This window comes from Paenibacillus sp. NPDC057886, assembly GCF_042796655.1.
GTDB lineage: Bacteria > Bacillota > Bacilli > Paenibacillales > Paenibacillaceae > Paenibacillus.
The window spans coordinates 445589-457751 of the sequence record NZ_JBHVMZ010000003.1; the positions used below are offsets into that span (position 1 = coordinate 445589).

The following is a 12163-nucleotide window of genomic DNA, read 5'->3' on the forward strand; positions in this document are numbered from 1 at the left end:
ATGACTTCCTTGAATGCCAATACCTATAGGTATATCCAAATAAAAAAGGAACCACAGCATACACCATTCATGGCAACCATCCATATATTGTTGATTTATTTATCGATCTATGGTTTGGTTTCTATTTATGTGGATAACATCATTATTCGTTCCCTTAAGGACGCAGGGGTGATGGGGATCGCGATCTTTGCCTTGAGCAAAGTATATCGAAGCCACAAGGCATTCATCAAACCTATTCTCTTCCTGTTAGGGTCCATTATTGCACTGGGTTCGTTGAATTTGTTGCTGGGTGCAAGTGTTATAACACTTGTATATGGGATTAAAATAACGTTCCTACCTATGATGATGATGTTTACGGGGATGCTGATCTCACAATGTTACAAAGTTTACTCGTTTACCAGAACAAATCTTGTTATTTTTATTTTATTAATTGTTGGCTGGTTGATTCAGTATTCGCTTGGCGTTGAGAATTTGATTTCACTTGGTTTTGTCTATGGCGTAAATGTGAAAAACTATTTTGAGGGTGTGCCGCGGCTGTCATCCATTACATATTCACCTGACGGTTATGCGTATGCTTTGGTGATCACAGGTTTAATAGCAGAACGAACCAAAATGGCGATGAATCACCGGCTGATTCGGGGAATCATTCAATTGCTAACGATCAGCTTTTTGCTGTTATCCACCATTCGTTCGGCATTGGTTTTGTGGATTGTATATCAAGTGGTTATGTTTTTTTTCCAGATTCGAAAATATAGTAAAAAGAGTACATTGTTGCTTGCATGCACGTTCATTATGATGCCCGCAGTGGTGTTCTATGGGGGCCGGATGCTAGAATCCTACAACCTGCTTTCTGTGTATTCCTTATTAGATCGATTTCAGACATGGGGGAACATTCTTACCTCTCCGTTCACAATGAATGGAGCTATTGGTAACGGTATCGGTTCAGTGGGGGCTGCAAGTCGGAGAACACATATTATCGGTGTAGAGTCCTATAACTTTGCTGTGGACAATCAGTATTTTTCCCTTTATGAACAGACAGGCTGGATCGGTATGATTTACTTTATGATGTTATTTATGTGGATTATCGCCTCTCTTGTGAGGAGGATGAATACTCTGCCTGCTTCTAACCCGTTGCGTCTGCCGCAGATGGCACTTGCACTTATAGCAGGTGTAACAGCCGCAAGTCTTACAACGAATGTACTGGAGATGTTTCCTTCGAACATCTTTTTCTGGATGGTCATTGGCATGGCTCTCGTTCAGCCTCTTGATTCTAGTGATATACCACAGAAAGCGGTGGGATAGAAATGAAGATTTTACACATCGGTGAATATGTCATTGGTGGAATGGCGACTTATCTTAATGAAGTTGTTGGATACCAACGTCAATTTTTTGATGTTTATCTGCTGATGAGTGATTATAACAGTGCTACGAGTTTTGATTTGGAGCCTGATCATATTTTGCACTACAAGTATAGACGTCATCCTAGATATTTCCTTTCGGCTATGCGGCAGATTCATCAAGTCATCCAAGACATTCAACCTGATATTATTCACGTTCATAGCTCATTTGCGGGCCTACTCGCAAGGGGCTTATTTTTCGTTCAACCCAAGAAAGCCCATATATTTTATTGCTCCCATGGCTGGGCTTTTCTGATGGATACCAAGCCGTTGTATAAAAAAGGATTTTTATTAATAGAAAAGCTCATGGAGTTCAAAACAGATGTAATTATTAACATTTCCCAGCATGAGATGGAACAATCTTTACGTCGAGGTCTATCCCCTTCCAAATCAAGACTCGTATATAGCGGCATACGCGAACGGGAGTCTACTAACGTGATTCCCCTAGAAGAAGCCGCAGCGGAGACAGATATCATCCAATTATTATTCGTTGGCAGGTATGATCGGCAAAAAGGACTTGATATTGTCCTTAACATCTTAAACGAGAATCCTGAATTGCAGCAGCATATTCGCTTGTATGTTATTGGTGACACCGTACTTGAAGATAAGGTATGGGATTTTCCCGACAACGTTATTCGTCTGGGTTGGGTGAACAACGCCGAAATTGATCGTTATTATCAGCAATGTGATGCGGTTATTATGCCATCCAGATGGGAAGGATTCGGGCTTGTAGCCATCGAGGCTATGAAAAACCGGAAGCCTGTCATTGGAAGTAATCGCGGCGCATTACCGGAGCTGATTCGGCATGGGGAGAATGGATATATTTTTGACATTGAACATGCATATGAACTTTTGAACACCCTGAAAAATCTAGACAAGGATGAATTGGTGAACATGGGTGAGGCAGCCTATGCCATCTATAAAGATAAATTTAGCGCTGCCAGGATGAACGAGGAGATTGTTGGTCTCTATTATGAGACGTATACCGGGGCTTCTGTTAAGGAGATACCCGTTACTAGCGGGTTAGAATTTTCTAAGAGAGCTGGAGATGCACATGATTAAAATATATATTAATGCCCGATTTCTGACCCAGACGATGACGGGAGTTCAGCGATATGCGCTGGAGCTTGTGAAAGAAATCGATCAAATGATTGATCGAGGGGAAATTGATGGCAGTCGTTATGAATTCTGCCTCTTGTCGCCATCCAATGTTATAACAAACCTGGAGTTCAAGCATATAAGTCACCATAAGGCCGGTAAGTTGAAAGGGCACCTATGGGAGCAACTCGAACTTCCCTTCTATGCCAAAGGGGGATTGTTAATAAACCTGTGTAACACAGGTCCAGCTTTTAATAAGAATCAGATTGTAACCATCCATGATGCTGCTGTCTTCAATTATCCGAAGGCTTTTTCGTTTGCTTTTCGGGCCTGGTACAAATTTTTAATGGTTCGTCTGGGTAAAACCTCTAAAAAAATTATTACGGTGTCTAACTTCTCTAAAGGGGAATTGATTCAGCACTGTAAAATAGCCGAGCATAAGCTGGTAGTCACTCATCTGGGGATCGATCACATTCACAGAAAAAAGGCTGCTCCAGGTACTCTTGAAAAATATGGGATAAAGTCCCCTTATGTTCTGGCTGTAAGTACGATGAATCCTTACAAAAACTTCAACCTAATTGTTGATGTTTTACCCGAACTCAAAGCTCATAATCTGAATGTTGTGATTGTTGGCTCCAAGAACAGTAAAGTGTTTGGTGAACAAACATGGGCACAATCCGATGCAATCAATTGGGTGGGCTATGTTACGGATGAGGAATTAAAGGCGCTATACGAAGATGCTGCAGGGTTTATTTTCCCTTCTCTATATGAAGGATTTGGCTTGCCGCCACTAGAAGCGATGGCGTTGGGTTGTCCGGTCATCGTATCTTCACGTGCATCCATACCCGAAGTTTGCGGGGATGCAGTGTTGTATTTCGATCCCCAGAGCCCGCAAGAAGCAGCTTCACGTTTGATTGAAATTACATCGGACCCGGAGTTGAGTCAGCAATTGTCATATAAAGGCAAAGATCACTCCAGTTTATTTTCCTGGAACAAATGTGCTAAAGATACAGTCAACATAATTATGAACACGGTATAGCCATGCTGGATGATCCATTAGGATCATATGTGAGACCAGCAAAAACCATGGGGGATAACGGTTATGATGGAATTAGCTCCAAAAGGAAACATTCAACAGCGAAATATGTACATCGCTATATTAATGACCAGTTTCACTAACATTCTCATCTTGGGAATTACAACGGTAACTTCGATCATTACCAGTCGAATGTTTGGAGCTGAAGGCAAGGGCGAATTGGCAGCTATCTTGTTCTGGCCCGGGTTCCTAACCAATCTGGCTACATTGGGGTTACCAACGGCGCTTATCTACCATATCAAAAAGAATAATAAACAAATTCCTGTGTTTACAGGAATCGGATTCCTGCTACAGATTCCGGTCAGTATTGTGGTTGGGGTCATTAGTTGGTTTGGAGTATCTTCGTGGTTATCCAATTATGCGGAGTCCGTTATTTCCATATCGAGGGTATATATCGCGTCTTTGACACCTGTTTTGCTAATTATGGGCGTATTCGCAGCTACTGCTCAGGGGATGGAAAAGTTCCAAATTTACAATTTAGCGAGGCTGCTTGCGCCGTTTATCAATTTGATAGGGCTCGTGTCTCTATGGATCACGGGGACGTTGTCGTTGGAACGTACAATAATTGTAAGTTTTGTATCGTTCGTCTGCGTTGTGGTTTTCTATGCGTATTCACTCAGGGAGCATATTTCACGGCAGGTCTTCTCCGTATTTCATCAGATGAAGTCCGGCTTGTATTTGCTTAGTTATGCTGCAAGAGTTAGTGGAGTGGAACTGCTGAATACATTGTATAACCAGTCCGATAAAATTATTATTTTGGCACTGCTTACTCCACGTGAATTCGGTCTTTATTCCGTTGTATACGCACTTTCCCGTATGTTTAATGTATTCCAGACCGCTATAACGAATGTGATCTTTCCAAGAGCTACTGGATTAGAAGAAGACAAAGTGTTCAGCCTAGTAGGCAGATCTTTCAGAACCAATATGGTTTTTATGATGATCATCATCGTACCTTCTATGGTGGTAGGTCGTTTTTTGCTCGGTTTATTGTATGGGCAGGAATTTTTGGAAGCCAGTGGCGCATTTTATTTATTATCCATTGAATGTGTTGTGGGTGGGGGAGCAGGAATTTTAGCCTCTTCTTTTAACGCTTTAGGTCGCCCAGGAGTCATTCTGGTTGGACAAAGTGCTGGAGTAGCTGTAAGCATAAGTTTGTTTCTACTTCTAACCCCTCATTTCGGATTATATGGGATAGGTCTTTCTTTGCTCACAGGTTCGATCGTGCGGGTTATGGTATCTCTAATCTCACTAAAAAAGATCTATAAAATCCCAATAAGACAAATGCTCTATAACAAAGGAGATATTCAATTTGTGATGCAGCGTCTGAACGAAAAGCTCATTTTGAAAAGAAGCAGATAAATGGAGTGATAACCATGAGAATCGTACTTCTCTCCGGTGGATCAGGCAAGAGGTTATGGCCCTTATCCAACGATACGAGATCGAAGCAGTTCCTGAAAGTACTGGAGGGCCCTGAAGGGCAGACGGAATCCATGGTTCAACGGGTATGGAGGCAACTGCAGCACACGGGGTTAAGCGAACAGGCCACGATTGCAACGAGTAAGCCACAGGTGGAGATTTTACGGAGTCAACTGGGCGATGAGGTTGATCTTGTCGTAGAGCCGGAACGTAGAGATACCTTTCCCGCGATTGCCTTGGCAGCTGTTTATCTGTACTCGGTACAGGGTGTCAGTCTGAATGAAACGGTTGCTGTACTTCCCGTTGATCCATATGTGGAGGAATCCTTTTTCTATAAAGTTACGGAGCTTGAAGGAGTATTGGATGAGTCTGGTGCGGAGCTCGCATTAATCGGGGTGAAGCCCACGTATCCTTCAGAGAAATACGGTTATATTATTCCTGATCCACATGAAACCGAAAAACATAACCATTACGCCAAAGTATCACGTTTTCAAGAAAAACCCTGTGAGACTGAAGCGGCAGAGATGATAGAGCAATCTGCCCTTTGGAATTGCGGGGTTTTTGCATTCAAGCTGAACTATCTGATAAATCTGCTGATCTCCCTTGAACTTCCAATTCAGTATGAAGAGATACTCAAACAATACGGAAGATTACAGAAAATTAGCTTTGATTATCAGGTAGTCGAAAAAGCCAGTCACATTGTGGTTACACCTTATGAGGGATATTGGAAAGATCTCGGCACATGGAATACGCTGACGGACGAGATGAGTACCCATATTGTGGGCAAAGGTGTGATGACGAACAGCTCGGTGAACACACATCTGATCAATGAGTTGAATATTCCGGTCTGTGTGCTGGGGGTATCCAATCTGATTGTTGCGACCAGTCCGGATGGAATTCTGGTCAGTGAGAAAGAGGCAAGTCCACAGATTAAAGAGGTTCTTAAGGATGATACTCAACGTCCTATGTATGAGGAACGCCGTTGGGGTTGTTACAAAGTACTTGATTACACACGTAATGCTAAAGGAGAAGAGGTATTAACCAAGCGCATTATTGTTGGGGCAGATAAGAATTTTTCTTATCAATATCATCTCAAACGCAACGAAGTATGGACAGTTGTTTCGGGACAAGGCGAATTGATTCTGGATGGTGAACTGAGAGTGCTTAATCAGGGGGATATCATTTCCATTCTTGCAGGCAGTAAACACAGTGTAAAAGCCGTAACCGAACTTGAGATCATTGAAGTACAGATGGGCAGTGAGCTGGTGGAAGAGGATATCGTACGAATAGAGATGGAATGGGCAGATATTATCCAAAATTGTGTGAATTGGGGGAAAACAAGATGAATATCGCGGTGATTGGAACAGGGTATGTAGGTCTTGTATCGGGAGTATGCTTTTCGGAGATCGGCAACCAGGTCATCTGTGTGGACAACAATGAGGCCAAAGTAGAGATGCTCAACGAGGGCAACGTTCCCATCTATGAGCCTGGCCTCAAAGAGTTGATGGCTTCCAACATGCAAGCAGGCAAACTATCGTTTACCTCCAATATTGCTGAAGCAATTAGCCAGTCGGATATTATCTTTATCGCTGTAGGCACGCCTTCTCTTCCGAGCGGCGAAGCCAACCTGAGCTATGTGGAGCAAGTAGCTATAGAGATTGGAAGTCACATTGAGAGCTATAAAATTATCGTGACCAAAAGCACTGTTCCTGTAGGCACCAATGATCGTGTCCGCGAGTTGATTAGCAGTATTTCATCTCAGCCTTTCGATGTAGCGTCTGTTCCCGAGTTCCTCCGCGAAGGATCTGCGGTCAATGATACGCTGAATCCTGACCGGATTGTCATTGGAACAAACAGTGATCGTGCAATTAAATCACTAAAGAAACTTCATCGGCCATTGACGGAGAACCTGATCATTACGGATATTCGATCAGCCGAAATGATTAAATATGCTTCCAATGCATTTCTCGCAACCAAAATCTCATTCATTAATGAAATCTCGAATATATGTGAAAAAGTAGGAGCCGACGTTACAAGAGTGGCAGAAGGCATGGGCTACGACAAGCGTATTGGAGCTTCCTTTTTGAAGGCAGGCATTGGTTATGGAGGTTCATGCTTTCCAAAAGATACACAGGCACTAATTCAGATCGCAGGCATGGTCGATTATGATTTCAGACTGTTAAAGTCCGTTGTCCAAGTAAACCAGGATCAGCGTTTTCATGTCATTCACAAGCTGGAAGAAGCGCTGGGTTCCTTAAAAGGAAAAACAATTGCAGTCTGGGGATTAGCGTTTAAACCAGAGACAGATGACGTGCGGGATGCTCCAGCGATTGATATCATTCAGCATTTAAGTGATGCTGGAGCAGTAATTAAGGCCTATGATCCCATTGCAACTGCAAATTTTCGTAAAGAGGTAGATGTAGCCTCCATCACGTGGGAAGAGAATCCACTTCACGCCGCTGAAGGAGCAGACGCATTGTGTGTGTTGACCGAATGGAAAGAATTCGCTCATATCGATTTGAAAGAACTGGCCAAAATCATGAAGGACCCAATTATGATTGATGGTCGTAATTTGTATAGTGCTGAACAGGTTCAGGCATCTAATCTTCAATATTATTCGGTTGGTCGTCCAGGATTGACGAAGCTGGAAGGGAAAGCAGCAGCAATCATTTAACCGCTATTCATCATCTTGAATGTGAGTGAGGAAGAACCCATGAAAAAGTGGATGAAAGTTACCATCTGGATTGTTTCCTTGTTTGTAGTTGTTGTGTTTGGTTATGCCATATATCTCTACCAATCCGTTAAATCAACCGCTGACCAAATTTATGAGCCTCGAAATCCTGTAAAGCCCGTCTCGGTCACAGATAGCCGAGGTGGGCTACCAGTGGATATCAACAGCAAAGAGCCTTTTAATGCGCTTATTCTTGGCGTGGATGAGCGTCCGAATGACCGAGGGCGCTCGGATACGATGATCGTACTGAGTGTGAACCCGGGGAAAAAACAAGTGCTCATGTTTAATATTCCAAGGGATACACGGACAGACATTGTGGGACACAATACTGTAGACAAGATCAATCATGCATATGCTTTCGGAGGCGTAGACATGTCGGTGAATACGGTCGAGAGATTTTTGGGAGTCCCCATTCATTATTATATGAAAGTGGATATGGAGGGCTTTGCCAAAATCATTGACCTGGTCGGAGGCGTGGATGTCAATAATCCTTTTGCATTTGATTATGAGGGCCAGCGTTATGATCAAGGGAATATTCATCTGGATGGTGTTGCTGCACTTGGTTTTTCAAGAATGCGCTATGATGACCCGAAAGGGGATTTGGGTCGTAATGATCGACAGCGTGAGGTTCTGAAACAGATGCTTAAGAATACGATGCAATTCTCCAGTGTACTTCATATCCAAAATATGCTTGATGAACTAGGTACTCATGTCAGAACGGATGTTACTTTTGATGAGATGAAGGAACTTCTCCTCGATTATCGTAATGATTTGGAGAATGTAGATACGGTGGAGATTAAGGGTAAAGGCGAGAAAATCAATGGGATTTATTATTACATCGTGGATCAGCAGGAAAAGGATCGCATTCACGGAATAATTGAAGAACATTTGGAGCAATAAACAGAAATATTGAAAGGCTTATGAAAGTGGTGAGAACTTTGCTTATGGAGGAGGATTACGGAAAACGAAGACATAAGCATAGACGAAAACAACGACCTTATGTTTATATCTTGTCACTGCTGCTGATTGCGTCTTGGGTTTTGGTGATCTGGCACTTTTCGACACAATCATATCAGCAGCAAACCATCCAGCCTTGGCTGCATAAATGGGCTGAAAAGGTGAACATCGGATTTGCATTACCCGATGTGAAATTCACATACGGTGAGCTTGATTATTCCTTAAGACAACAACCGTATGACTTTGTTGAGTTCATTTTTCGGAAAAGTGCACATTTATTTGTATATGCTGTGCTGGCGGTGCTTATCTATGGTGGGTTGAGATACAGAAAAATGCGAATGTGGACTTGTATCACTGCTGCCATGACCGTAGTAGCGATTATCGCCTCCATTGATGAATATATTCAGCAGTTCAGCCCTAACCGGACGAGTTCAATCCGTGATGTCGGCGTGGATCTGCTTGGTGGATGTGGCGGAATTGCCTTATATATGGGGGTTAATGCCGTTTTCAGAAGATTCAGGTCTCCAAGGCGATATTCAGTCAAAAGAAAGTGATTTCCCAGGAAATGCTGCTCGATAGTTCCCGCTTCTACTTGCTTGCTATCCATCATAAGTATGGAAGTAGGACAAGGGGGAGGGGCATGCTGCGAAGAAGGAACCGGAATGCGTTACTTAAAAAGATCGGATTCATAGCACTTGTATTGCTGCTGTTGTGGCTCATAGGCAGAACCATCCCATATCTGTTTCGTGCGGATGCACCAGATGAAGCAGCTGGCATTGCCCAAGAGTTTTACAAATATGAGCAGACGGGTGATTTCGGAAGTTCATGGGAGTTGTTTCATCCATTGATGAAACAACGCTTTCCCAAAAGCGCCTATTTACAGTCCAGAGCGCATATTTTTATGCAGCATTTTGGGGTGGAAACCTTTGATCTGGAGATGGAAAAACCGGAGCGGGAGTTTGACGTTACGGTAATTGATGGCGTTAAGCCATTTGCAGAGGCGTATCGTATCGGTGTTACCCAGAAGTTTACGGGAACCTTTGGTCAATTTAAAATCGTACAGAATTGTTATATCGTAAAGGATGGGGACGATTGGACGCTGCTTTGGTATTATCCGAAGAATGGGGATAACGAGACCGAGCATGATAAAACCGATTGATAGTATTAACCCATACTATGAACCGAATTGTATCATTTGTACTTGAAAAGGCTCTATGAATGCGAGACTTTAGTCGCATTTATAGAGCTTTTTTTGCATTTCATTTCTTTTTAAACCTGTAAGGGGTTGACATTAGTCCCGGTGTCAAGTAAATTACGAGTTAGATACAAAATGTATCAAAATTCAGCGTCTAACGACAAATAACAGGGACTTCAATGCTCCTTGTGAGGGGAAGGAATTTCATTGATCGAAACGGACCGCTTTTACTGTGTCAGTTGTGGGATGATTGTGTCGGTCGCTAGGGGCTCTGTCGAACTAAAGGAAGAGGACTGTGGAGGCAATCACGTATTTCGCACCGGATTTTATCGGAGTGAGATGCCGCTTGGATGCTGTGAAGCGTGTGTAGTTCATACGAAACGTCAGGGGAAATCCCAGTTTGCGGGACAATATACTAAAGATTATGATACACTATCTTCATATGAGAAACGGGCATGATGTGAATGTCCGTTGATGAAGGAGGAAATGGAATGCAGCAGGAGCCGGTCGTCCGTCTTCAGGGCGTCAGTAAAATCATCTCCTCCCGATCATTGGTCAGTGACCTGACTCTGGATATTTCTCCGGGGCAGGTTTTTGGTTTTTTAGGACCTAATGGGGCGGGGAAAACAACAACGATTCGAATGATGGTAGGACTCATGTCCATCAGTCAAGGAGATATCATCATCTCGGGACACAGTGTAAAGAATGAATTTGAGCAAGCCATCGCGCAGGTCGGGGCGATTGTCGAGAATCCAGAAATGTACAAGTTTCTGACTGGATATCAGAATCTCGTTCACTTTGCACGGATGTCACCTGGTATTACGAAAGAACGCATTGCCGAGACAATTGAACGTGTCGGGCTTACCGCTCGCATTCATGACAAGGTAAAGACCTATTCGCTGGGTATGCGTCAGCGTCTGGGTGTGGCCCAAGCCATATTACATAAACCAAAGTTATTGGTATTGGATGAACCCACCAACGGACTTGATCCGCAGGGAATCCGGGAACTTAGGGATTATTTGCGTCAGCTCTGTCAGGAGGAAGGGATCACCGTCTTTGTATCCAGCCACTTGTTGTCGGAGATGGAATTGATGTGTGATACCGTTGCGATTATCCAAAATGGCAAATTAATTGATGTAAGAAATCTCAGAGCTGATGCGGGAGCGGACGTACTGACTGAAGTTGCTTTTGAGGTGAATGATGCACCGCGTGCAGCCGAGCTAATTAGCGAGGCTACAGTGCAGGGCAATGCCATTGTAATTCGTTTATCCCGTGAGCAGATTCCGGACTTGAATGCGAGGCTGGTCAGTGAAGGGTTCCAGGTATACGGTATCCGTAACGTAACCCATACGCTGGAAGATCAATTTTTGCAGGTGACTGGGGGCGGAAGCATTGGGTAATTTCGGTAATCTCATTATGAATGAAAACATGAAAATTTTCCGTCGTCCGCGTACTTGGATTATGTTATCCATTCTGGCATTGATCTCGCTGTTGATGCCGGTTCTGCTCAATGAAGGCATGGGGTCCAGTGAAGTTCCATACTGGCAAGCAGCTATTACAACCGTTCAGATCGTCTTTTTCCTGAATACCATCTTCTGTGTCGTCATTGCAGCTGAAGCGGTAGCTGGAGAGTTCACCTGGGGAACTATTAAACTACTGCTGATTCGTCCGTGGTCACGCAGCAAAATACTGGCATCCAAATATTTGACCGTGATTGGATTTAGTATTCTAAGTACGTTACTTGTTGTTATTTTGGCAACTGTAATGTCGTATATGCTGTTCTCCCATTCTGTAACGCAGGATGGAAGCGGTGTTTCTGCATCACACGCATTTGCACTATGGGGATATCTGTACGTGGACTTGTTTATTACGCTCGCTATTGCTTTTATGGTCTCCTCCGTGTTTCGTTCGGGAGCTCTGGCAATCGGTTTGTCTCTGTTTATCATGTTTACACAGAATTTGTTCTCATTGATCTTCAATCCCGTTCGTTACGAATGGGCCAAGTATGTTCTGTTCAATAACATGGATCTCAGTCGTTATATGAATTCAGCATCGGATTATGGATTGCTTGGCGATGGAAATGCAGGCATGACACTGGGCTTTTCTGTTGCTGTGCTAGCTGTATATTATGTCATTTTCATGTTGATCTCATGGGTTGTATTCAACAAAAGAGATGTGGCAGGCTAATCGCCTGCTTCTTTTTTTTGCCCAATTTCTCCTTCAGGATGGAAAATAGAGTATATTCAGCATCCGCTGTGGCATGACTAGCATTT

General features: G+C 43.3%; 11 protein-coding genes. All 11 read left to right on the forward strand.

Going from position 1 to position 12163, the window contains the following annotated elements:
- The 11 genes from ACFVQB_RS12605 (at window position 1) to ACFVQB_RS12655 (ending at window position 12077) form a co-directional block, all read left to right on the forward strand.
- Entirely contained in the window at window positions 1-1302 is a 1302-nt protein-coding gene (locus tag ACFVQB_RS12605; protein ID WP_379439029.1) for an O-antigen ligase family protein, read from the forward strand.
- Window positions 1303-1304: 2 nt separating this feature from the next.
- Window positions 1305-2459 (forward strand): glycosyltransferase, encoded by a 1155-nt coding sequence (locus ACFVQB_RS12610; RefSeq protein ID WP_379439031.1) that lies wholly within the window; start codon window positions 1305-1307, stop codon window positions 2457-2459.
- Complete coding sequence (locus tag ACFVQB_RS12615; RefSeq protein WP_379439033.1) at window positions 2452-3534, forward strand: glycosyltransferase family 4 protein; 1083 nt, start codon at window positions 2452-2454, stop codon at window positions 3532-3534. Before ACFVQB_RS12610 ends, ACFVQB_RS12615 begins: the two co-directional genes overlap by 8 nt.
- 63 nt (window positions 3535-3597) lie before the next feature.
- Window positions 3598-4950, forward strand: coding sequence for a lipopolysaccharide biosynthesis protein (locus tag ACFVQB_RS12620; RefSeq protein ID WP_379439035.1), 1353 nt, complete (start codon window positions 3598-3600; stop codon window positions 4948-4950).
- A 14-nt stretch (window positions 4951-4964) separates the two neighbouring features.
- A complete protein-coding gene (locus ACFVQB_RS12625) occupies window positions 4965-6353 on the forward strand; it encodes a sugar phosphate nucleotidyltransferase (protein ID WP_379439038.1) in 1389 nt (462 codons plus the stop codon).
- Entirely contained in the window at window positions 6350-7681 is a 1332-nt protein-coding gene (locus ACFVQB_RS12630) for a UDP-glucose dehydrogenase family protein (RefSeq protein WP_379439041.1), read from the forward strand. The genes ACFVQB_RS12625 and ACFVQB_RS12630 overlap by 4 nt, the downstream gene beginning before the upstream one ends.
- Before the next feature lie 39 nt (window positions 7682-7720).
- Entirely contained in the window at window positions 7721-8638 is a 918-nt protein-coding gene (locus tag ACFVQB_RS12635) for an LCP family glycopolymer transferase (RefSeq protein WP_379439044.1), read from the forward strand.
- A gap of 44 nt (window positions 8639-8682) precedes the next feature.
- The gene (locus ACFVQB_RS12640; protein ID WP_379439739.1) at window positions 8683-9249 is read left to right on the forward strand and encodes a VanZ family protein; all 567 of its coding nucleotides are present in this window, start codon (window positions 8683-8685) and stop codon (window positions 9247-9249) included.
- A gap of 86 nt (window positions 9250-9335) precedes the next feature.
- Window positions 9336-9854, forward strand: a complete 519-nt coding sequence (locus ACFVQB_RS12645) for a hypothetical protein (RefSeq protein ID WP_379439047.1) — start codon at window positions 9336-9338, stop codon at window positions 9852-9854.
- A gap of 527 nt (window positions 9855-10381) precedes the next feature.
- Window positions 10382-11290: an ABC transporter ATP-binding protein gene (locus tag ACFVQB_RS12650; RefSeq protein WP_379439050.1), complete on the forward strand. Its 909-nt coding sequence runs from the start codon at window positions 10382-10384 to the stop codon at window positions 11288-11290.
- Window positions 11283-12077: an ABC transporter permease gene (locus tag ACFVQB_RS12655; RefSeq protein ID WP_379439052.1), complete on the forward strand. Its 795-nt coding sequence runs from the start codon at window positions 11283-11285 to the stop codon at window positions 12075-12077. Before ACFVQB_RS12650 ends, ACFVQB_RS12655 begins: the two co-directional genes overlap by 8 nt.
- Window positions 12078-12163: the final 86 nt, after the last annotated feature.